Below are 22573 nucleotides of genomic sequence, written 5' to 3'. Positions count from 1 at the left end.
CTCCCCCTGGGAGAACGGCCACAGCTCGATCGTCTCCATGCGTGTCGTGGTGAATCGGTCGCAGGGCACGTGGTGAATCGGTCGCGGGGTACGTGAGCCGTTGGTCGCCGAGGGATGTGGCGGACGAGGTGCACGAGGTCTCGGCTCCAGCTGAGAGCGATCAGGGCGTTCTGCGAATATTGTGACTCTGGTCCTGAAGGTCTACCGCGGAGTCACCCCCTATGAGCGAGCTAAGCGAGCCGGCAGCCGTACAGCCCGAGCGGAGCGACCCGGCGGCGCTGCGGCAGGCGCTGGCGGAGGCGGTGGAGCGGGCCTCCGGCGCGGCGGAGCTGGCCCGGCTGATCACGGACTACCAGCGTCGGCTGGAGGAGGCGGCGCGCTCGGAGGCCGAGGCGCTGACGAAGATGCGTGAGGCCGAGGCGCGGCTGAAGACCGTCGAGCGGCAGAACGCGCAGCTCGCCAAGCAGCTCGCCGAGCAGAAGTACCAGACCGAGGTCGCCAACTGGAAGCTCGCCTCGCTCCAGGAGAACCGGTGGATCAAGCTCGGCGACGCGATCCACAGCAAGAACCCCGGCACGGTGGCCAGGACGCTCAAGGCGCCGGTCAGGAAGCGCCCCGCGCCCAAGCGCTCGGACTTCAAGCCGGAGATCCCCGCCGTCCCCGAGGTGAAGGCGGCCCCCGCCGCGCCCGAGCCCAAGGCCCCGCAGGTCTCCGCGCCGCTCGCCGAGTCGTTCACGGTGCCCAAGGGCCCGACGGCCCGGCCGTACATGACGGTGGCCGCGATCGTCGACCGGCAGACCGAGGCGCTGCTGCGCTACGAGTGGCGGCTGGTGACCAACTTCGGCCCGGACAACTGGGAGGCCATGCTCGACCAGCAGCAGCCGCACGTGCTGTTCGTCGAGTCCGTACGGCCCGGCCCCAGGCAGGGCAACGGCGGGCGCTGGCTGGAGGCGCTGGCGGGCGAGACGCGTGCGCTGCGCGACCTGGTGGCGGCCTGCCACAAGCGGGGGATCAAGACGGTCTTCTGGCACTCGGGCGGCGCGGTGTCGCGGGCCGTCCCTGCGGCCGAGCACTTCGAGTACGTGCTGGCCACCACCGAGGCCCGCGCCCGCGAGTGGCGCTCCGCGCTGCGGCACGAGCGGGTCGGCGTGCTCCCGCACGCCATCCAGCCGCGCGTGCACAACCCCATCCCCGCCGAGGGCGGCAGGACCGGGGAGATCGTCACCCTCGGCACGGTCACCCCGCCGGCCGGCGGCGCGGCCTGGCAGCCGCTGGCCGGGCAGGGCGACGACAAGACGTCGTACGACGACGTGCTGACGGCCTACCGGCGGCCGGCCCTGGTGATCGCGGGCGCCGACGCCGAGCCGAGGGTGATAGGAGAGGTCGCGGCCTGCGGCACCCCGGTGCTCCAGGTGCGGGCCGGGGCCAAGGGCGAGGAGATCCTCGCGGCGGCGGAGATCCTCATGGCCGACGAGGGACGGCTGGCCAGGGAGGCCCACCTCGCCTGGCGGGCCCGCACCAGCGTCACCCCGCTGCTCGACCCGATCCTCGACACCCTCGGTGTGCCGAGCGTGCGCGGCAGCGGCGTGATCTCGGCGATCACCGCCGTCTCCGACCCTGCGGAGCTTGACCGCCTGCTCGCCCAGATCACCCGTCAGGTCGAACGGCCCGGCCAGATCGTGATCGTCGCGGACGGCCTCGACGCGGGCCTGGTGGACAAGACCGTCCGCCAGTCGTGCCCGGACATCGACGTTGTGGTCCGCGCCACGGGCGAGCCGATCACCCGGGGCGCCGCCCTCGACCGCGCGGTGCGGCTCGCCGACGGCGACTACGTGGCCGTGCTCGATGCCAGGGACCTGTACGGCGAGCACTACCTGGCCGACCTCGTCCGCCACTTCGCCTCCACCGACGCCGAGGTGCTGGGGAAGGCGTCGTTCTACGCCCACCTGCCGGCGACCGGCGCGACCCTGCTGCGCCAGCCGGAGGCCGAGCACCGGTTCCTCCCCGAGGTGGCCGGGGGCACCGTCCTGGCCCGCCGCCAGGTGCTCACCGAGCTCGGCTTCGGCGACGTCTCGGAGGAGTGGGGCGAGGTCCTGATGCGGCAGTGCCGTACGGACGGGGTGCGGGTCTACTCGGCCGACCGCTACTCCTACGTGTGCGTCCGCGACTCGGCCGAGGGCTCGCTGCTCGGCTCGGCGCGCATGGAGGGATTCGTCCCGGCCGAGCCCCTCGCCTTGCTCTGACCTCACCGGCGAGGTCGGCCTAGACTGGCCGCGATGACCACCACAGCCGTCCCGGCAGCGTGATGATCGAGGAGCTGCGCGGCGTTCTCGGCGCCGCGCCGGTGCCGCAGGGATCGTGGGAGCGGGACGCGTGCTTCGTCTCCACGGCCGCGCTGCGTAAAACGGCGCTGCGTAAAACGGCGGCGCTGCCCGGAACAGCGGCGCTGCGAGGAGCGGCGGCGCTGCCTGAAACGTCCGCGCTGCCTGAAACGTCCGCGCTGTCTGGAACGGCGGTGCCGGGGGGAACGGCGGAGTCCCCTGCCGAGGCGGCGGAGCGGCTCGCGACCCGGCTGCGCGCGGTGCCCGGCGTCCGTCGGGTGGACGTCCGTCCGAACGGCTTCCTCGTCATCGGCGTCGCCACGCCGGGACGGATCGTCGAAGACGTCCTGGCCTCGCCCCGGCGGCCGGGAGCCGCCCCGGTCGCCGTGCCCCGACCGGGAGCCGTGCACTCGCAGCCGGGGGCCGCCGTGTCCCCGCAGCACGCGGCGCCGTGGCCGGACTTCCCCCGCACCTGGGACAACCCCGGTTTCGCCGTACGGTACGCGTACGTGCGGGCGGGAGCCGTACGGCGATGGGCGGGCGATCTGGGTGTGCGGACCGGCGTGGCGGCGCGGCCCGAGCTGCTCGACGGCCCGTTCGACCGGGCCGTGCTGCGGGTGCTGGCCGAGCTGCCGAGCAGGCGGGAGAGCCGCGACCCGGGATGGGCGGCGTACCTCGAACGGCTGGCCGAGGCCTACCACACCGCCGTCGAGCGCGCGTCCCCGATTCCCATGGGCGATGAGCCGCCGTCGGAGGTCCACGCGGCCCGGGTGCGGATGGGGGAGGCGGTGCGCCTCGTGCTCGGCGAGGGGCTGGTGGAGCTGGGTGTCACCCCGCCCGGCAAAATCTGAGTCAAACCCGCCGATAGCCGGAAGCAATGCCGTCAACGACCTGCGGACCTGAATATCTTCCTTCCGGGCCGTCTCGCAGGGTGAACAGCAGGCGCGAGTGAATCGCAGGGTCGGCTAGCCTCGTTCGGGTGAGTCGATTCGCCCACCCAGCCGGCGACCTGCACGCCGCTTCATCTATCGTCGCCGTGACCGCCGGACTGCCAGAGGAGCGTCCGCAGCACGTGCCCGCCGACCTCAACGCGCTCGAACCGGCCATCTGGCCGCGAACGTCCGGCAGGGCCGACGGCGCCGTCACCATCGGCGGAATCGACGTACGCGACCTGGCGAAGGAGTTCGGCACGCCTCTGTACGTCATCGACGAGGAGGACTTCCGCTCACGCTGCCGTGAGTATCGATCCGCCTTCCACGACGGCGAGGTCCACTACGCCGCCAAGGCGTTCCTGTGCCGCGAGGTCGCCCGCTGGATCGACCAGGAGGGCCTCGGCCTCGACGTGTGCAGTGCCGGTGAGCTCGCCGTGGCGCTCAGCGTCGGCTTCCCGCCCGAGCGGATCACGATGCACGGCAACAACAAGTCGCTCGCCGAGCTGGAGAGGGCCGTCCAGGTCGGCGTGGGCCACATCGTGGTCGACTCGTACGAGGAGATCGCCCGCCTCGGCTTCCTCGCGGACAAGCACGGCGTGCGGCCGAAGGTGATGATCCGGGTGACCGTGGGCGTCGAGGCCCACACCCACGAGTTCATCGCGACCGCCCACGACGACCAGAAGTTCGGCCTGTCGCTGAGCAGCGGCGCCGCCGCCGAGGCGGTGCGGCGCATCCTCGCGCTGCCGCAGCTCGAACTGGTCGGTCTGCACTCGCACATCGGGTCGCAGATCACCGACACCGGCGGGTTCGAGGTCGCGGCCCGCCGCCTGGCCAGGCTGCTGGTCGAGATCAAGGAGGAGCACGACGTCGTGCTCCCGGAGCTGGACCTCGGCGGCGGATACGGCATCCCGTACGTGGTGGGCGACGAGTCCCTGGACGTCAAGGTCATCGCGGACAGCCTGCGGGAGATCGTCACGAAGGTGTGCGAATCGGCCGGGCTGCCCGTGCCCCGGCTCACGGTCGAGCCGGGCCGTTCGATCGCCGGAGTGTCCGGTGTGACCCTGTACGAGGCCGGTACGGTCAAGGACGTGGAGGGCCTGCGCACGTACGTGAGCGTGGACGGCGGGATGAGCGACAACATCCGCACCGCCCTCTACGGAGCCGAATACACGGCCGTGCTCGCCTCCCGAGTGAGCCAGGCGGCGCCGATGCTGTCGCGCCTGGTCGGCAAGCACTGCGAGAGCGGCGACATGGTCGTGCGCGACCTCTACCTGCCGGGCGACCTGGCCCCCGGAGACCTGATCGCCGTCGCCGGCACCGGCGCCTACTGCCGGTCGCTGGCCAACAACTACAACTATCTGCCCAAGCCCGCCGTCGTCGCGGTGTCCAACGGCCAGGCGCGGGTCATCATCCGCAGAGAGACCGAGGACGACCTGCTCAGGGGGCAGCTGTGACCGCCCGCCCCGAGCAGTCCGGCGGCGAAGCGAGGAGGCATCGTGAGTAAGGCCAAACCGGCGCTCAGGGTCGCGCTGCTGGGCTGCGGCGTCGTCGGTTCGCAGGTCGTGCGCCTGCTCCGCGAGCAGTCCGACGACCTGGCCGCCCGTGTCGGCGCCCCACTGGAGCTGGCCGGCGTGGCCGTGCGCAGGCTGGGGCGCAAGCGGGACACCGACGTGGACCCCGCCCTGCTCACGACCGACGCGGAGGCCCTGGTCACCCGCGACGACGTGGACATCGTGGTCGAGGTGATCGGCGGCATCGAGCCGGCCAGGTCGCTGATCCTCGCCGCCATGGCGCACGGCAAGTCCATTGTGAGCGCCAACAAGGCGCTGCTGGCCGAGGACGGCGCGACGATCCACCGGGCCGCCCGCGAGAACGGCGCCGACCTCTACTTCGAGGCCAGCGTCGCCGGGGCGATCCCGCTGCTGCGCCCGCTGCGCGAGTCGCTGGCCGGCGACCGGGTGCGCCGCGTGCTGGGCATCGTCAACGGCACGACGAACTACATCCTCGACAAGATGGACTCCACCGGCGCCTCGTTCAACGACGCCCTGGAGGAGGCCCAGGCGCTCGGGTACGCCGAGGCCGACCCCACCGCCGACGTCGAGGGCTTCGACGCCGCAGCCAAGGCCGCGATCCTGGCCGGCATCGCCTTCCACAGCCGGGTGACGGCCGCCGACGTGCACCGCGAGGGCATCACGGAGATCACCGCGGCCGACGTCGCCTCCGCCAAGGGCATGGGGTACGTCATAAAGCTGCTGGCCATCTGCGCCCGCTCCGACGACGGCAAGACGGTCGGCGTCCGGGTGCCCCCCGCCATGATCCCGAGGTCGCACCCCCTGGCCGGGGTGCGCGAGGCGTACAACGCCGTCTTCGTGGAGGCCGAGTCGGCCGGGCGGCTCATGTTCTACGGCGCGGGCGCGGGCGGCGCGCCGACCGCCAGCGCCGTGCTGGGCGACATCGTGGCCGTGGCGCGCAACCGCATCGCGGGCACGCGCGGGCCGGAGGAGTCGACGTACGCCGATCTCAAGGTCCACCCGATGGGCGACAGCATCACCCGCTATCACGTGTCGCTCGACGTCGCGGACAAGCCCGGTGTGCTCGCCCGGGTGGCCGAGATCTTCGCGAGGCACGACGTGTCGATCCAGACGGTGCGGCAGGAGGGGCGGGGCGACGACGCCCAGCTCGTGCTGGTGACCCACCGGGCCAGCGACGCCGCCCTGTCGGCCACGATCAAGGACCTGCGCGACCTGAACATCGTCCGCGCGGTCGCGAGCGTCATGCGGGTCGAGGGCGACGACACGCCCTGACACCGAAGGCGGAAACGTGCGCTGAAGGGACTCCCGGGTGCTCCACCCGGGAGTCCCTGTCACGTCTGCCGATCATGCCCGTACGGGTCCCGCGTCGCCGTGCGGCGGCTCCAGCGGCGTACGGCAGGCCCCCGGCACGGGCTCTTGCCGCCGCCACGCCATAACCAGCCGCAACCGTGGACGACGGGCCGCGCGTCTCCGGCCGTCGTCATCTGATCACAAAGGGTCTCCAGACACCGGCGGAATAACCCTGCCGCACGCCTCTGACCAGCCAGGATGTCACCCGTAATGCCTTAACGGGGACACCGCACGGATGGAGGAGATCGGCAGATGGGCAAGAGGAGCGTCGCCGCACCGGCGGCGGCTGTCGCAGGACTGGCGCTGGTCGCGGCGCTCATGGTCGCGTCCACGACGTCACCCGCCGGGGCGGCGGAATGTCCGGAGTCGACCACCTGTCCGACGACCATGACCTTCACCGTGAACGCCCCTGACGGCCTCACGATCACCGTGCCGAACGGACCCGTGAGCACCGGCAGCGGCGTGCCCGGCGACCCCATCAGCGGCCAGCTCGGCGCGGTCACCGTGTCCGACGAGCGAGCCGCGCTCACCGCGACATGGGTGGCCACGGTGTCGGCCGCGGCGGGAGGTTTCACCACCGGTGGCGGCACCGCCCCGGAGACCATCCCCAACAGCGACGTCCTCTACTGGTCCGGCGCGGCGACGGCCACGACCGGCACCGGAACCTTCGTGCCGGGACAGGAGGACGCGGGTGATGCCGAGTCGCTCGACGAGACGCGCACCGCGTTCAGCAAGACGACCGGCTCCGGCAACAACTCCGCCACGTGGAACCCCACCCTTGTCGTCAACGTCCCCGACGCGGCCGTCGCGGGCACCTACACCGGCACGGTGAACCACTCCGTTGCCTGACCGCACAGCCCGCAGGATCATCGCCTCCGGCCTGCTCGCGCTCGTGTCGTACGCCGCGGCCGTCTCACCGGCGGCGGCGTACGACCATGAGGGAGAGCAGGGGCGGTTCGGCATCCGGCTGCTGGAGATCCCCGAGAACCGGCTGGACGACCCGCGCTCGCACGCGTTCATCGTCGACCACGTGAACCCCGGCACCACCTTCACCCGGCGTCTTGAGGTCTTCAGCACCTCATCCGAGCCGCGGCACGTGACGGTGTATCCCGCCGCGGCACGGGTCGGCAACGGCGGGGTCACCTTCGCCCCCGGCCGTGCCGGCAACGAGCTGACCTCCTGGATCACGCTCGACCGTACGGAAGTGGACGTGCCGCCGCATGGTCACGTCCCGGTGACGGCCACCGTCGCGGTGCCGCCCACGGCGTCCAAGGGCGAGCGGTACGCGGTCATCTGGGCGGAGATCTCCTCGGCCTCGCCCGGCCCGTCGGGCAACATCGCGCTCGTCAACCGGGTCGGCGTCCGCACCTACCTGGACGTGGGCCCGGGCGGCGATCCGCCGACGAGTTTCCGGATCGGCGAGGTGACCGCCGGGCGCACCGACGACGGACGGCCCCGGCTGGTGGCCGAGGTCGGCAACACGGGGGAGCGCGCCGTCGACCTGGAGGGTGAGGTGCGGCTGTCGGAGGGGCCGAGCGCGCTCAGCGCCGGGCCCTTCCGCAGCGCCGGCGCCACCACCCTGCCTCCCGGCGGCCATGGTCAGGTGGCCGTGCTGCTGGGTGACGACCTGCCCGCCGGGCCCTGGAAGTTCCGGTTCATCGTGCGCAGCGGCCGCGTCAGCCGTACGACGACCGGGACGATCACCTTCCCCGCGGCCGGGGAACGGGCGGTGGCGAAGGGCGATCCCAGTGTGCCGGTCCTCGCCGCCTGCGCCGCCGCGGCCATCGCGGCCGCGATCCTGCTGGTCATGAACCTTCGCCGCTTCCGCCGCCGCCCCCTGGACGGCGAAGCCGCCTGACCGGCGTAACGGCGAAGCCCGCGTGACCAGCCCAGCGGTGTCTGACCATCCCGACGTGAAGGTGCCAGACCTGCCCGGCGGCGAGGGTCGCGTGACTCGACAGCGCGTGATCGGCCCGGTGGCGTGGACGTCCTGGACGTTGCGCGAGGGGCGGGTCAGCGCTGCGCCAGGGCCCTGCGGACCGCGTCGAGGGCCTCCTCCTCGGAGGCCCCGAGATGCCGTACGGCCGCGGCGAACGCCTCGGCGGCCTCACGCAGGCGCAGCCGTCCGCCCTCGGCCGCGAGATCGGTGATCGTCGCCGCGCGGCCCCGGCGCAGCTCGACCAGGCCCTCGTCGCGCAGTTGCTGGTAGCCCCGCAGCACGGTGTGCAGGTTGATGCCGAGCGCGGCGGCGACGGCCCGCGCCGACGGCAGCTTGTCCCCGGGACCCGCCGCACCCCTGGCGACCGCCGAGCGCACCGAGGCCGCCACCTGGTCGGCCAGGGGCTGCGCCGAGGACGGATCGACGACGATCAGCACCCGGCGTCTCCCCTCGCGCGGGCGAGGGACGCGTTGACCAGCGCGGCGGCCGTCTCGGCGTCGCGGGTCGAATACAGGAACTCCCGCCCGTCGGGGAGCCGCAGCGCCAGCACCGGCTCCCGTCCGCTCACGTATCCCCACCCCCTGCTGCCGCCGATTATGCCGAGCCCCCTGCCGGACGCCTCCGGCCGCACCGACGCGAAGAGCACCGTGTCGTACGGCACGACCCGCCGCAGGCCGCCGAGCCCCGGCAGGCTGACCTCGACGCCGCCGCCGTCGATGCGGAGCCGGGTGCGCGCCGAGAGGATCGCGGCGAGCCCCATCAGCGCCATGAGCGTCGCCCCCTGCCAGGAGCGGGAGAGGTTGAAGAGCCCGAACCAGCCGAAGGCGAGCATCGCCGCCCCCAGCAGGAGCGAGCGCGGATACCAGGCGGACGCGGCGTAGACGGCCCGCCGGCCCGGCGCGAGCGGCAGCAGAGGCACTCCCAGGGGCGGTCGTGCGGCGTCCTGCTGAGGGCCGTGGTGCTGGGGGGAGTCGTACACGAGCCACCTCCCAAACTGTTTGCATGTCACTATAATAATCAAACAGTTCCGTGAGGAGTCCCCGCCGAGATCTCGTACGGTGGAGCCCGGCATGTCCGGAAGGCGGGGCGGTCGCGGGCAACGACTCGATCGGATAACAGCCCGCCGATCCGCGCGCCGGTGCGTGTTCGATGTCCTTTGACGTCGCCGAAATGATCAGATTCGTAGGGGGAAGCGTGGTTACGGGCGAGGCGGTCCGGACGTCCACTCACCGGGCGGATGCCGAAGCGAAGGACTGGCCTCGCTGGACACCGCTGCTCGCGGGCCTGCTGACCACCTGTGTCGCGATCTCCGGCACCACGGCGTCGCTGTCGGCCGACGAGGTGGCGACCTACAGCGCCGCGGTGGCCCGGCCGCTGAGCGGGCTGTGGGGGCTCGTCCAGCAGATCGACGGCCACTTCCTGCCCTACTACCTGCTCATCCACGTCTGGTCGTGGCTGGGGGAGGCCGAGTGGTGGCTGCGCCTGCCCTCGGCCCTCGCGGCCGGGGTGGCGGCGGGTTTCCTGGCCGACCTCGGCCGCCGGCTGGCCGGTCCCCGCGCGGGCGTGCTGGCCGCGGCGCTGTTCGCCATATTGCCGTCGGTGTCCTACCACGGCGCGAACGCCCGGCCGTACGCGTTCGCGGCGGCGGCGGCCGTCATCTCCGCGTGGACGCTGCACCGGGTGGCCGAGGCGCCCACCGGCTCCCGGACCCGCTGGTACGCGGCGTCGGTGGCCCTCCTCGGCTGCACCCACCTGTTCTCGGTGCTGGTGCTCCCGGCCCAGTTCCTGGCCGCCCTGCTGGTGCTGCCCCGCCGTACGTTCCTGACCAGGATCGTTCCCGCGACGGCGGTGGGGTGCGTGCCCCTCGCGATCCTCGCGCTGGTCGGCTGGGGCGAGCGCCACGCGATCAGCTGGATCGCGCCGCACGGGCCCGACGTGCTGCTGAAGTTCCCCAAGCACGCGGCGGGCTCCGACCTCGCCGGGCCGCCGCTGTTCGCCCTCGCCGTCGTGGGGGTGGTGATCCTGCTGCGCAGGTCGGTGCCCTGGGGCGTCCTCGCAGGCGGCTGGCTCGTCCTCCCGCCCGTGCTGCTGCTCATGGTCGACATGCTGGTGACCCCGGCCTACGTGGACCGTTACGTGTTCGTCGCGGCACCCGCCCTGGCCCTGGCGGCAGGCGTGGCGCTGGCCTCGGTGCGCCTGACCCCCGTCCCCTTCGCGCTGGTCAGCGTGCCCGTCGTGCTGGCCGTCGCGGCGCTGGGGCTGCCCGCGCAGGCCGACTATCGGCAGCGCAACGGCCACTACGACGACTTCCCCGGCGCGCTCGGCGTGATCCAGGCACGGGAGCGCCCCGGCGACGCCATCGTGTACGGCCAGAGCCGGCTGCGCACCGGCTTCGTCTACTACGGCCGGGAGAAGCTGCCCGACGACGTGCTTCTCAAGGGGCAGGGCCCCGCCTTCGAATACGTGGAGCGGGACGACCTGGCCGAGGCCCTGGCCGGGCACCGCCGGGTCTGGGTGGTCTGGCGGGGGACGAAGCAGGCCGGGCTGACGGGAAAGAAGATCCCAAGGGTGGCCTCCGTACGCGCGGCCGGATACCGTCTTTCGACGGCCTGGCATTCCGCGGAGCTGCCGGGCCTCACCGTCGCACTGTTCGAGCGCGCTCGTGGCAAGGGCTGAGCGATGTGGACCGTTTCATTACGGTTGGACATCGCGTTCAAGAGCGATTGCCGTGAGTGAGTAAAGTTCTTCTCCATGCGACTTACGGTGAAGAGACTTATTCCGGCCTGTCTCCTAACCGCGGCGTCGATCGCGGGACTCCAGCACACTGCCGTCGCGGCGGCAGGATCGGCCGTCCCGGCGCACGTTACACAACAGGGAGCGCGGGCGGCCGGGGTGCCGACAGTGGTCCTCACCTTCGACGACAGCACGGTCGACCACCTCGCCGTCGCCAAGATGCTGAGCAGGCGCGGTCTCAAGGGCACCTTCTACGTCAACAGCGGCCGCCTCGGCAAACGCGGCTTCCTGAGCGTGGCCGCGGTGCGGGCCATCGCGAAGCTGGGCCACGAGATCGGCGGGCACACCCCCCATCATCCGCATCTGCCGGAGGCGTTCGACGCCGCCCAGCAGGCGGAGATCTGCGACGACAGGCGGGCGCTGCTGAAGATGGGGTTCGCCGTGCGCTCGTTCGCCTATCCGTTCGGGGCCATCGACGAGTCGAGCAAGCGGATCGCGATGGGCTGCGGCTACAACAGCGCGCGTGACATCAACGGCCTCTACCGGCCCGACAGCTGCCGTGCCTGCCCGGTCACCGAGACGATCCCGCCCGCGGACCCCGCCGCCGTACGGGCCACGAGCCAGTCGCGCCTGCCGCGTACCGCCCGCACGCTGCGCGAGTTCGTCACCCGCGCCCAGCAGGAGAAGGACCCCGGCATGGTGACCTTCGTCTTCCACGAGATCAAGAACGAGCCGCGGGACCAGTACGCGACGGCGCCCAAGGAGTTCGCCGCCTTCATCGACTGGGTGGCCAAGCAGCGGAAGGCCGGGAAGATCGACGTGCGGACGATGGGCGACGTGGTCGGCGGGGGAGTGTCGCCCGTGCCGTGATCCCGTCGCGCCGCGTCACAGCCAGTGGTCAGGTGACCTTCACGGTCACAGGGATTCACAAGGTTCGGCTGATACAAGTTGACGAGCCTGTAAACGGACGCGCAGGAGGGACACCGTGACGGTGACGACCGGCATCTGCTCGCCGTACGGCTTCACGCGCGGCCCGACCGAGGAGACCGCGACGCTGTCCTGGGACGACGGGCGGTGGTCGGTGGGAGGCCGCCCGCTGGCCGTCCCCCCGGAGGCCGACGACGTCGCAGCCCTCCGGCCGCTGCGCGGGCTTCGCGTGGAGTGGCCGGAGCGGCCCGCCGCCGGGGCGTTGGAGGCGGTCGCCGCCCTGGCCGCCGCGGGGGTGCCGCTCACCGGCCAGGACCCGCCGGGGTGGGTGCGGGATGCCGATCCCGTGCTCGCCGGCCTGATCACGGCCTGGACTCCCGAGGCCGACGACGGCAGGCCCGACTCGGTCGCCGACCTGCGCAGGGAGGAGCACAGCGTGCGCCTGCGCAGGCACGCGCTGCGGGCCGCGGGCGTCGGCACCGGCCTCGCCCCGGTGACCGTCGTCATGGCCACGCGGCGGCCCCACTACGTGGCCCACGCGCTGCGGCAGCTCGCCCGCCAGCGCGGCGTCGGCCTTGAGGCGATCGTCGCCCTGCACGGGTTCCCGGCCGCGCGGGTGCGGGAGGCGCTCGCGGAGTTCCCCCACCCGATGACGGTCGTCGAGGCCGATCCGGACGCGCCGCTCGGGGCCGTGCTCAACATGGCGGCGGCACGGGCGTCCACCGGCATCGTCACCAAGTGGGACGACGACGATTGGTACGGTCCAGAGCACCTGGCCGACCTGCTGCTCACCATGGCCTATTCCGGCGCGGAGCTGGTCGGGACCGCTCCGGAGTTCTTCTACCTCCAGCCCCTCGACGCGACGATCCGCCGCGTCGACTACAGCAGCGAGGTGTGGGCCGACCACGTCGCGGGCGGCACGATCATGCTCGGCCGTGAGACCTTCGAGCAGGCCGGCGGCTTCGGGGAGCTGGACCGCGGCGAGGACGCGCACCTCCTGCGGGCGGTCGCGGCGGCCGGCGGCCGGGTCTACCGCACCCACGGCCTGGGCTACGTCCTACGGAGATCGGTCGGCGCCGAACACACCTGGAACCTTCCTCTTGCCCACTTCCTGCGAGTAGCCGCGAACCAGTGGCGCGGCTTTCGCCCAAGTGTGATGTTGGAAGCACCATGACGCCACGCATAAGGGGAAACGACTACACCGTCCTTCGGCCGCCGGCCCTCGGGTCGTCGTGGACACCCCGTCTGCGGGTCAGCGTGGTGATCCCCGCCTACGCCGATCAGGCCAAGCTCGATCTCACGCTCGCCGGGCTGGCCAGGCAGACATATCCGGCCGACCTGCTCGAAGTGATCGTGGTCGACAACGGCACCGAGCCGCCGCTGCGCCTGTCGGAGATCCGGCCCCGCGACACGCGGCTGCTGGTCTGCGCGGCGCCGGGCCGGGCCAGGGCCCGCAACACCGGCCTGGCCGCCGCGACGGGCGACGTCATCCACTGGATGGACTCCGACGTCGTGCCCGAGCCGGAGGAGGTGGAGGCGCACATGCGCTGGCACCACCTCGCGCCCTATCTGTCGGTCACCTCCTACCTGCGCTTCACCACCGCCCCGCTGCCCGGCCCCGCCGACGTCGCGCGTACGGACGACCTGGCGAAGCTCTTCGAGCCGGCCGAGCCGCACGCCTGGATCGAAGACCTGGTGGAGCGGTCGGACGGGCTGGTCAACTCGCCGCGGCCGTTCAGCATCCACATCGGTGGCGCGTCGTCGGTCTCCGCCCGGCTGTTCGAGCGGGCCGGGCCGATGGACCCGGAGATGATCCTCGGCCAGGACACCGAGATGGGATACCGGCTCGCCCAGGCGGGCGCGGTCTTCATCCCCGACCCGCAGGCCAGGGCCTATCACCTCGGCCCGTCGATGCGCATGCGCGACAGCGCGCCGATCAGCCGGGTCAGCCACGCCCTGGTGACCGATCGGGTGCCCGGCTATCGGTGGCTGCGCACCCATCCCTCCCGCCAGTGGAAGGTCCCGCAGGTGGAGGTCCTGGTGGACGCCACCGCCGGGTCGTACGACGAGGTCAGGGCCACTGTGGACGGCGTGCTGGCAGGCACGGTGACCGACCTCGCCGTGGTGCTGACCGGCCCGTGGGACGAGCTCGCGCCCGAGCAGCGCGCGCCGCTCAAGGACCCGAACCTCGACCTCGTGCTGCTGCGGGCCCACTACACCCACGAGGGCCGGGTGCGGCTGGCCACCACGGTGCCCGACACCCAGTCGCCCTACCGCCTGCGCATCCCGCCCGGCTGGGTGCCCGAGGAGGACGGTCTCGGCCGGCTTCTCGACGTGCTGCGCGGCCGGGAACGCGGCCTGGTGAGCGTGCTCCTGGCCGAGAACGCCGAGGGCGTCACCGCCGCCCGGCTGGAGCGCACCGAGGCGTTCTCCCGCGCCGCACTCGTCGCCGAGGAGGGCGAGGACCTCGACGACGCCGTCGACGAGATGTTCGGCGTCTACTGGGTCGACGGCGAGACCTTCGGCTTCCGTACGGCCGAGGAGGCTCCGGCCTTCATGAGCGCGCGCGCCGCCTATCGCAAGCGGGTCAAGGCGGAGGCCGAGGTCGAGCGGCTGACCAAGGAGGTCGAGCGGCTGCGGGAACAGGTGACCAAATGGCGCGGCGAGGCCGGGCGGTGGCGCAAGTCCGCCGTCGAGTTCCGCCGTGAGATGGGCACCCTGCGGCGGCAGGTCTCGGTGCTGCGCGGGCAGGTCTCGGCGCTGCACCGCACCCGGGGCCTGCGCGGCATCGCCCGCGGCCTGCGTCGCCCTTTCACGTTCAAGAAGACCTGACCCCGCCCCCGCCACCGCTCAGGGCGGGGCAGCGATCCGGGGCGCTGCGGGTCAGGAGCGGCGGAACAGGCCGCGGCGGCGCGGCGCCGCCGCCTCCGGTCGCGGGGCCTGGGCCGCGGCCGGTTTCGGGCTCGCCGTGGCCTGTGGCTTGCCGGCGTTCGGCGGGGTGGATTTCGGCGCGGCCTGTGGCACGGCCGGTTTCGCCGCCGCCGCGGGAGGCGTCTCGAACTCGCTTGCCGCGGCGTGCCGTACGCCGTGGGTCTGGGCGATCACGCCGGCGGGGTCCTCGCCCGGCGCGGCGAGCCGGCGGGCGCGCGCGACGGCCTCGGTCCGCTCCAGGGTGGCCGTGCCTCCGCCGGGCAGGTCGAGGACCAGCAGGCCGATGCGCTCCTCCAGCATCGCCTTGACCGCCCGCTCCAGCAGGGCCGGAGCCGGAGGGCTGCCGACGGGCGCGGTGTAGCGGAAGGGGACGGGCGCGGCGGTCGGCGCCGCCTGGTCCGCGAACCGCACCCGCGCGTCGTGCCCGAACGCCGCCTTGACCAGGGCGAGATCGAACGCTCCGGTCCCCGGCGCCCACCTGCGTCCGCCGTCGAGCGACGACCACGGGCCGGCCAGCGTGACCACGACGTCGGTGAGCGTGCCGCGCAGCACCGCGTCGACCGCCGCGACGATCGCCCGCTCGTCCGCCCCCGTGACGTCGAAGACGACCTCCACGTACGGCACGAGCCAGCGCCGGCCGGGCTCCTTGCGCAGGTCACGGCGGAGCGGGACCCGGTGTGCCAGGTGGGTCTCGACGAGCCGGACGATCGACTTGCCGTGCTCGCCACGCTGGGCCGGCAGGCCGAGATGCACGGCACGGGCCTCCATGTCGGGAACGAACACCGCCCCCGCCTGGGCGAGCCGGTAGGCGAACTCGGTGTCCTGGCCGCGCCCCACCTCGGGATCGAAGCCCCGGACGTCGTCGAGCAGGGCCCGCCGCAGGGAGACCGTCGGGCCGGTGCACACCTGGTAGGGGTTCTTGCTGGCCCGCAGGCCGTCGAGGCGGCGGATGGTCTCCTCGGTCGAGCTGGACACCAGCGCGGACGGGTCGAACAGGTCCTCGGGCGAGCCGTGCCGTACGGCCTCGTGGACCTGCGCCGGAGTGAGGGCGGGCTCCTCGGCGAACTTCTTGCCGCCGATGGTGACGAGATAGTCGGTGAGGTGATGCCAGCGGAACAGCGCCTCCAGGTGCTCCCGCGAGATCACCATGTCGGCGTCGAGACGCTGCACGATCTCGCCCTCGGCCGCCGCGATGCCGGCGTTCATCGCGTGTCCGGCGCCCCATCCGCCGGGCGGCACGACCACGACGCGGGTGTTGTCGGGCCGCAGGTCGGGCAGGCGCAGCGGAGGGTCGCTGCGGTCGTCCACGACGATCACCTCGATGAGGTGCGCGGGATAGGTCTGCGCGGCCAGCGCGGCCAGCGTCAGGTCGAGGCGGTGCTGCCCGCCGTGCGCGGGGATGACGACACTCGCGCTGAGCGTGGGCGTCCACTCGCCGATGGGCGGTGGCGTGAGCGGAGAGTAGTCGTTGTGGCGAATCCGCGGCCGGGGCTGGGGCTCCATGCCCGTCAGGTGGGCCAATCCTCGTCCTTCACAGCGTTGGTCAAAAGGTTGCTCCACCCTAGCGAAAGCGGCCGACGGTTCCCTAAGGTGACGCCCAATATGTCCATTTGGTGGACAACGGAGTCCGCACGTCAGACGGTTGGCCGTAGACTCGGTGACCGATACCCCTGGTGACACGCGTACGCGCGCGTGGGAGGAGCGACCAATGTTCAGGGCTTGGCGTGGCCTGATCGAGGAGTACCGCGACCGTCTGCCGGTCTCCACGACGACGCCAGTGGTGACCCTGCTCGAGGGCGGCACGCCGCTCGTCCCGGCCAGGCGGGTGTCCCAGATCACGGGCTGTGACGTCCACCTCAAGGTCGAGGGTCTCAACCCGACCGGCAGCTTCAAGGACCGCGGCATGACCGTGGCGATCAGCAAGGCCGTCGAGGAGGGCGCCCAGGCCGTCATCTGCGCGTCCACCGGCAACACCAGCGCCTCGGCCGCCGCCTACGCCGTACGGGCCGGGCTGACCTGCGCCGTCCTCGTGCCGCGCGGGAAGATCGCGATGGGCAAGCTCGCCCAGGCGCTGGTGCACGGCGCCAGGCTGCTCCAGGTCGAGGGCTCGTTCGACGACTGCCTTGAGATGACCAGGAAGCTCGCGGAGACCTACCCGATCGCGCTGGTCAACTCCGTCAATCCGCACCGCCTGCAGGGTCAGAAGACGGCGGCCTTCGAGATCGTCGACGCGCTCGGCGACGCGCCCGACGTCCACTGCATCCCGGTCGGCAACGCCGGCAACATCTCGGCCTACTGGATGGGCTACAAGGAGTACGCCGAGGACGGCCTGGCCACCAAGCGCCCGCGCATGCTGGGGTTCCAGGCGAGCGGCGCGGCGCCGCTGGTCGGCGGCAGCCCCGTGACCCACCCGCAGACGATCGCCACGGCGATCAGGATCGGCAACCCCGCCTCGTGGCGGCTCGCCGAGGCCGCGCGCGACGAGTCCGGCGGCGACATCCAGGCCGTGACCGACCGCCAGATCGCCGCGGCGTACAAGCTGCTCGCGCAGGAGGAGGGCGTGTTCGTCGAGCTCGCCTCCGCCGCGAGCGTCGCCGGCCTGCTCCAGGCGCACGAGCAGGGCCTGCTCACGCCCGGGCAGCGGGTCGTGTGCACCGTGACCGGCAACGGCCTGAAGGACCCCGACTGGGCCATCTCCGGCGCCCCGGCGCCGGTGACGATCCCGATCGACGCCTACGCCGCCGCGGCCGCGCTCGGACTTGCCTGACCGGCCCCTATTCCCGCCCATAAAAGGGTTCAGGTGACGAATTGACGGACAGTCACGGCGTCGTCGTACGCGTGCCGGCGACGAGCGCCAACCTCGGCCCCGGTTTCGACAGCCTCGGCCTCGCCCTCGACCTGTACGACGAGGTGGAGGCCGAGATCTCCGGCTCGCCCGGCGTGCGGATCGAGGTGGAGGGCCAGGGCGCCGGTGAGCTGGACGAGGGCGAGGGCCACCTCGTCGTCAGGACGATGCGGGCGACGTTCGACCGCATGGGGTTCGCCCAGCCGGACGGCGTCGCGCTGCGCTGCCGCAACCGCATTCCGCACGCGCGGGGGCTCGGCTCGTCGTCCGCGGCGATCTGCGCCGGCATCCTCGCCGCCCGCGAACTCGTACGCGCGCGGGGCGCGGGGGATCTGCCGGACGCGGAGGTGTTCGCGCTGGCCACGGAGCTGGAAGGGCATCCCGACAACGTGGCGCCGTGCCTGGCGGGCGGACTCACCATCGCCTGGACCGACCAGTCGGGGGTGGCGAGTATGGTGAAACTGAGTCCGCACGAGGACGTCCGGCCGGTGGTTTTGATCCCGGATTTCCGGTTGTCCACGGAGGAGGCTCGGGGGCTGCTGCCGAAGGACGTACCGCATTCCGACGCGGCGGCCAACGCGGGGCGGGCGGCTCTGCTCGTCGCGGCGCTCACGCAGAGACCGGAACCGGATCTCCTGCTCGCCGCCACCGAAGACCGTCTGCACCAGTGGTACCGCGCTCCCGCGATGCCCCGCACCGCTGAACTGGTGCGACGGCTCCGCGAGGCCGGGGTGCCCGCCGTCGTCTCGGGGGCCGGTCCGACGGTTCTCGCATTGACGACACGGGACACCGAGGATTTGATCGCGCCAGAAGTGGGTAATGACTGGCACATCCAGCCAATGAACGTCGACCCGCTTGGTGCGTACGTTCGGTTTCCCGAGACACGCTGATGCTTCTTCGACCTTCAGGGAATAGCTGTGCGCGCTGGTGATGTTAGGCTGATAGCCGCACCAGGTGCCCCCGTGTTGGGTGCGTGCTTGTCATTCGCACATCGCTGCACTTCGCCTCGCGTCCTTCGACGCGGGCAGGGCGATTTCCCCGAAACCGTTTCCTCCAGTCGGCACACCTCCGGGTGGCATGACCAGAGGCGGCGTTCTCGGAGACATGCGCGTTCGAACCACCAAGACATCTGGTCGGTGGCGGCAATCCGGGGGATCGCCCCCGGGCACCTACCGCTCGCGGATCCCGAGGGTCATCGACACATGAGATTCGCGAAGCCCGACCCGGTCTGTCCCGCCGGGTCGCATCACCGGGACGCCTGGACGCACGATTCTGGCGCCCGACCCCTGGGAAGGACCCTTAGTTGAGCGACACCACCGAACTCCTCTCCGACGGCCAGGCCGCCGGCGACACCCCCACTTCCGCCCCGGCCCGTCCGCGACGTCGCTCCGGCACCGGCCTGGCTGGCATGGTGCTCCCCGAGCTTCAGGCCCTGGCGACCAGCCTCGGCATCACGGGGACCGGACGGATGCGCAAGAGCCAGCTCATCGCGGCCATCCAGGAGAAGCAGGGCGGATCGGGAGAGTCCGCGCCCGAGCCGAAGGCCGCCGCAGAAGCGCCCGCCGCCGCTGAGCGCCCCGCCCGTGGCCGCCGGGAACGTTCCCGCGCCGCCCAGGCTTCCGCGCCCGAGCCGGCGCCGGCCGCCGAGCCCGTCGCCGCGGCTCGTGAGGAGCGTCCCGTGGTCGAGGCTGCGCCCGCCGTGGCCGCCGAGGCCGCGCAGAACGGCGCCGCCACCGTCGCCGAGCCGCAGGCCGAGGCCGCCGCCCAGCCGGAGACCCGCAGCGAGCGGCCCGAGCGCGGCGACCGCCGCGAGCGCCGCACGCGCGGTGAGCGTGGCGAGCGGGGCCGTGAGCGCGACGGCCGCGGTGACCAGCGCGGTGACCAGCGCGCCGCCGACGCGGGAGACGGCGGCCAGGGCCGTCGTGACCAGCAGGGCCGTGGCGACAATCGTGGCGACAACCGCGGCGACAACCGCTCCGACGGGCGTGACGGCCGCGGCGACAGCCGTACGGACGGCCGCGCCGACGGCAAGGGCGACCAGCAGGGCGAGGACGGGCGTGGGCGCCGTGGCCGCTTCCGGGAGCGCGGCCGCCGCGGGCGCGACCGTTTCGAGGGCAACGAGCCGGTCATCAGCGAGGACGACGTCCTGATCCCGATCGCCGGCATCCTGGACATCCTCGACAACTACGCCTTCGTGCGCACCAGCGGCTACCTTCCGGGCGCGAACGACGTCTACGTCTCGCTCGCCCAGATCCGCCGCAACGGCCTGCGCAAGGGCGACGTCATCACCGGCGCCGTCCGGCAGCCGAGGGACGGCGAGCGGCGCGAGAAGTTCAACGCGCTCGTCCGCCTCGACACCGTCAACGGCATGGACCCGGAGCAGGCCCGTCAGCGGCCCGACTTCAACAAGCTCACGCCGCTCTACCCGCAGGAGCGCCTGCGCCTGGAGACCGAGCCCAACGTCCTGACCACGCGGATCATCGACCTCGTCTCGCCGATCGGCAAGGGCCAGCGCGGCCTCATCGTGTCGCCTCCCAAGGCCGGCAAGACGATGGTGCTCCAGGCGATCGCCAACGCGATCACGCGCAACAACCCCGAGTGCCACCTGATGGTCGTCCTCGTGGACGAGCGTCCGGAAGAGGTCACCGACATGCAGCGGTCGGTCAAGGGCGAGGTCATCCACTCGACCTTCGACCGCCCGGCCGAGGACCACACCACCGTCGCCGAGCTCGCCATCGAGCGGGCCAAGCGCCTGGTGGAGCTGGGCCACGACGTCGTCGTCCTGCTCGACTCGATCACCCGTCTCGGCCGCGCGTACAACCTCGCGGCGCCGGCGAGCGGCCGCATCCTGTCCGGTGGTGTCGACTCGACCGCGCTCTACCCGCCGAAGCGGTTCTTCGGCGCCGCCCGCAACATCGAGAACGGCGGCTCGCTGACGATCCTCGCCACGGCGCTGGTCGAGACCGGCTCCAAGATGGACGAGGTCATCTTCGAGGAGTTCAAGGGCACCGGCAACATGGAGCTCAAGCTCAACCGGTCGCTCGCGGACAAGCGCATCTTCCCGGCGGTGGACGTGGACGCGTCCGGCACCCGCAAGGAGGAGATCCTCATGGCGAAGGAGGAGCTGTCGATCGTCTGGAAGCTCCGCCGCGTCCTCCACGCCCTCGACATGCAGCAGGCGCTGGAGCTCCTTCTCGAGAAGATGAAGGAGACCAAGTCCAACGCCGAGTTCCTGCTCCAGGTGCAGAAGACCACGGTCAGCAACGACCGCGACTGAAGCCCTTCCGACCGACGCCCCGGACGGCCCGTGCCGTACGGGGCGTCGGCGTGACCCGCCGATCCGTGCCCGAAGACCACCGCACCCCGCCCGCCGCCTCCCTCGCCGCCGCCCCGGTCACCACGATGCCCGGCCTGGGAATAGCCGATGGCCTGGGATGGTTGGTGGATCTGGCACACTGGTAGCCGAACCGCAGCGGTACCGGTTCCCGCAGCCGCGCATCACAGGTGTGCCGATGCGCGCAGGCCGTGACAGGCGAAAGCGACCCGGCGACCGCGCCTAGCGTTAGGACTGAGACATGAAGCCCGACATCCACCCGGAGTACGTGGTCACCCAGGTGACCTGCACCTGCGGGAACACCTTCACCACGCGTAGCACCGCCAAGAACGGCGTGATCCACGCCGACGTCTGCTCCGCCTGCCACCCCTTCTACACGGGCAAGCAGAAGATCCTCGACACCGGTGGCCGGGTGGCGCGCTTCGAGGCGCGCTTCGGCAAGAAGGCCCAGAGCAAGTAGCTCCTCCAGGACGCCGGCTCGGGGGCGCCCCTCTCGCGGGGCGTCTCCGGGTCGGCGTTCTTGGTGATTACGGCCTTTACCGAGGAGCTTGAGCAAAGGAGCGTGCGGTGAACCTCGACGAGATCATGAGTGAGTACGCGGATCTGGAACTGCGGCTCGCCGACCCCGCCGTGCACGCCGACCAGAGCAAGGCGCGGACGTACGGCAAGCGTTACGCGGAGCTCACGCCGATCGTCGCGACCTACCGGGAGCTCGAAGGCGTACGGCAGGACCTCGCTGCCGCGCGTGAGCTGGCGGCGGAGGACCCGGCGTTCGCGGAGGAGGCGGCCGAGCTCGAAGGCCGCATCCCGGTGCTGGAGGAGAAGCTCACCCGTCTCCTTGTCCCGCGCGACCCCAACGACGACAAGGACGTCATCATGGAGATCAAGGCGGGCGAGGGCGGCCAGGAGTCCGCCCTGTTCGCCGGAGACCTCCTGAGGATGTACCTCAGGTACGCCGAGCGGATCGGGTACAAGACCGAGATCATCGATGCCCAGCACTCCGATCTCGGCGGCTACAAGGACGTCACCGTCGCCATCAAGGGCAGGGAGGGCGTCTGGTCGCGGCTCAAGTTCGAGGGCGGCGTGCACCGCGTGCAGCGGGTGCCGGTGACCGAGTCGCAGGGCCGCATCCACACCTCGGCCGCCGGTGTGCTCGTCTACCCCGAGGCCGAGGAGGTCGACGTCCAGATCGACCCCAACGACCTGCGAATCGACGTGTTCCGCTCCAGCGGCCCCGGCGGCCAGAGCGTCAACACGACCGACTCGGCCGTGCGGATCACCCACCTGCCGACCGGTGTCGTCGTCTCCTGCCAGAACGAGAAGAGCCAGCTCCAGAACAAGGAGTCGGCGCTGCGCATCCTGCGCGCCCGGCTGCTCGCGATGGCGCAGGAGGAGGCCGAGGCGGCGGCGATGGCCGAGCGCAAGTCGCAGGTGCGCACGGTCGACCGCTCCGAGCGCATCCGCACCTACAACTTCCCGGAGAACCGCATCTCCGATCACCGGGTGGGCTTCAAGGCCTACAACCTGGACCAAGTCCTGGACGGCGATCTCGACGCGGTGATACAGGCTTTGCTCGACGCGGAACTCGCGGAGAAGCTGTCCGCTCATTCGTGAGCCCGCGGCGAGCCTGATGAGGGGACGATGGGAGAAGCGGTGATGGACGTGGGACGTCGAACGACGATGGGCCGTCCCGGCCGCCCGTCTGCTCATGAGCGACGTCTCCCCGGCT

General features: G+C 72.0%; 18 protein-coding genes. 15 read left to right on the top strand and 3 right to left on the bottom strand.

Features of this window, described 5'->3' with window-relative positions:
- Positions 1 to 221: 221 nt before the first annotated feature.
- From FLV34_RS26735 to FLV34_RS26710, 6 genes are all read left to right on the top strand, one after another.
- Entirely contained in the window at positions 222 to 2243 is a 2022-nt protein-coding gene (locus tag FLV34_RS26735; protein ID WP_147944384.1) for a glycosyltransferase family A protein, read from the top strand.
- Between the two features lie 62 nt (positions 2244 to 2305).
- Complete coding sequence (locus FLV34_RS26730) at positions 2306 to 3172, top strand: DALR anticodon-binding domain-containing protein (RefSeq protein ID WP_147944387.1); 867 nt, start codon at positions 2306 to 2308, stop codon at positions 3170 to 3172.
- Positions 3173 to 3348: 176 nt separating this feature from the next.
- Positions 3349 to 4707: a diaminopimelate decarboxylase gene (gene lysA, locus FLV34_RS26725; protein ID WP_260617217.1), complete on the top strand. Its 1359-nt coding sequence runs from the start codon at positions 3349 to 3351 to the stop codon at positions 4705 to 4707.
- 42 nt (positions 4708 to 4749) lie between these two features.
- A complete protein-coding gene (locus FLV34_RS26720) occupies positions 4750 to 6057 on the top strand; it encodes a homoserine dehydrogenase (protein WP_147944383.1) in 1308 nt (435 codons plus the stop codon).
- A 330-nt stretch (positions 6058 to 6387) separates the two neighbouring features.
- On the top strand, positions 6388 to 6984 hold the full coding sequence (locus FLV34_RS26715) for a hypothetical protein (protein WP_142647166.1): 597 nt from the start codon (positions 6388 to 6390) through the stop codon (positions 6982 to 6984).
- Positions 6977 to 7993, top strand: a complete 1017-nt coding sequence (locus tag FLV34_RS26710) for a peptidase (protein ID WP_147944382.1) — start codon at positions 6977 to 6979, stop codon at positions 7991 to 7993. The genes FLV34_RS26715 and FLV34_RS26710 overlap by 8 nt, the downstream gene beginning before the upstream one ends.
- 155 nt (positions 7994 to 8148) lie before the next feature.
- On the opposite strand, the gene FLV34_RS26705 is transcribed toward FLV34_RS26710, so the two are convergent.
- Both FLV34_RS26705 and FLV34_RS26700 read right to left on the bottom strand, forming a co-directional pair.
- Complete coding sequence (locus tag FLV34_RS26705) at positions 8149 to 8511, bottom strand: GntR family transcriptional regulator (protein ID WP_147944381.1); 363 nt, start codon at positions 8509 to 8511, stop codon at positions 8149 to 8151.
- Positions 8505 to 9053 carry a hypothetical protein gene (locus FLV34_RS26700; RefSeq protein ID WP_147944380.1) on the bottom strand — a complete coding sequence of 183 codons (549 nt, stop codon included), beginning with the start codon at positions 9051 to 9053 and terminating at the stop codon, positions 8505 to 8507. Before FLV34_RS26700 ends, FLV34_RS26705 begins: the two co-directional genes overlap by 7 nt.
- A gap of 215 nt (positions 9054 to 9268) precedes the next feature.
- Between FLV34_RS26700 and FLV34_RS26695 the strand changes: the two genes are divergently transcribed.
- The 4 genes from FLV34_RS26695 to FLV34_RS26680 all read left to right on the top strand — a co-directional run bounded on the left by FLV34_RS26695 (position 9269) and on the right by FLV34_RS26680 (position 14566).
- Positions 9269 to 10750, top strand: coding sequence for a glycosyltransferase family 39 protein (locus tag FLV34_RS26695; RefSeq protein ID WP_261985916.1), 1482 nt, complete (start codon positions 9269 to 9271; stop codon positions 10748 to 10750).
- 216 nt (positions 10751 to 10966) lie between these two features.
- Complete coding sequence (locus tag FLV34_RS26690; protein ID WP_187280742.1) at positions 10967 to 11677, top strand: polysaccharide deacetylase family protein; 711 nt, start codon at positions 10967 to 10969, stop codon at positions 11675 to 11677.
- A gap of 115 nt (positions 11678 to 11792) precedes the next feature.
- Positions 11793 to 12908, top strand: coding sequence for a glycosyltransferase family 2 protein (locus FLV34_RS26685; protein ID WP_205830106.1), 1116 nt, complete (start codon positions 11793 to 11795; stop codon positions 12906 to 12908).
- Positions 12905 to 14566: a glycosyltransferase family 2 protein gene (locus tag FLV34_RS26680; protein WP_147944377.1), complete on the top strand. Its 1662-nt coding sequence runs from the start codon at positions 12905 to 12907 to the stop codon at positions 14564 to 14566. Before FLV34_RS26685 ends, FLV34_RS26680 begins: the two co-directional genes overlap by 4 nt.
- Positions 14567 to 14617: 51 nt before the next feature.
- Here FLV34_RS26680 and FLV34_RS26675 read toward each other — a convergent pair whose 3' ends face one another.
- Positions 14618 to 16186 carry a glycosyltransferase family 2 protein gene (locus tag FLV34_RS26675; protein ID WP_261985915.1) on the bottom strand — a complete coding sequence of 523 codons (1569 nt, stop codon included), beginning with the start codon at positions 16184 to 16186 and terminating at the stop codon, positions 14618 to 14620.
- A 187-nt stretch (positions 16187 to 16373) separates the two neighbouring features.
- Between FLV34_RS26675 and thrC the strand changes: the two genes are divergently transcribed.
- The 5 genes from thrC (at position 16374) to prfA (ending at position 22458) form a co-directional block, all read left to right on the top strand.
- On the top strand, positions 16374 to 17432 hold the full coding sequence (thrC, locus tag FLV34_RS26670) for a threonine synthase (protein WP_142647158.1): 1059 nt from the start codon (positions 16374 to 16376) through the stop codon (positions 17430 to 17432).
- A gap of 41 nt (positions 17433 to 17473) precedes the next feature.
- Complete coding sequence (thrB, locus tag FLV34_RS26665) at positions 17474 to 18400, top strand: homoserine kinase (RefSeq protein ID WP_142647157.1); 927 nt, start codon at positions 17474 to 17476, stop codon at positions 18398 to 18400.
- A 413-nt stretch (positions 18401 to 18813) separates the two neighbouring features.
- Positions 18814 to 20787 (top strand): transcription termination factor Rho, encoded by a 1974-nt coding sequence (rho, locus tag FLV34_RS26660; protein WP_142647156.1) that lies wholly within the window; start codon positions 18814 to 18816, stop codon positions 20785 to 20787.
- A gap of 298 nt (positions 20788 to 21085) precedes the next feature.
- Positions 21086 to 21304: a 50S ribosomal protein L31 gene (gene rpmE / locus FLV34_RS26655; RefSeq protein WP_079317149.1), complete on the top strand. Its 219-nt coding sequence runs from the start codon at positions 21086 to 21088 to the stop codon at positions 21302 to 21304.
- 107 nt (positions 21305 to 21411) lie between these two features.
- Complete coding sequence (gene prfA, locus FLV34_RS26650) at positions 21412 to 22458, top strand: peptide chain release factor 1 (RefSeq protein WP_221889899.1); 1047 nt, start codon at positions 21412 to 21414, stop codon at positions 22456 to 22458.
- The last annotated feature ends 115 nt before the right edge of the window (positions 22459 to 22573 follow it).

It is taken from the genome of Microbispora sp. CSR-4 (assembly GCF_008033685.1).
GTDB lineage: Bacteria > Actinomycetota > Actinomycetes > Streptosporangiales > Streptosporangiaceae > Microbispora.
Note: the sequence above shows the minus strand (reverse complement) of the source record. Positions and strands in the feature narration are given on the sequence as shown.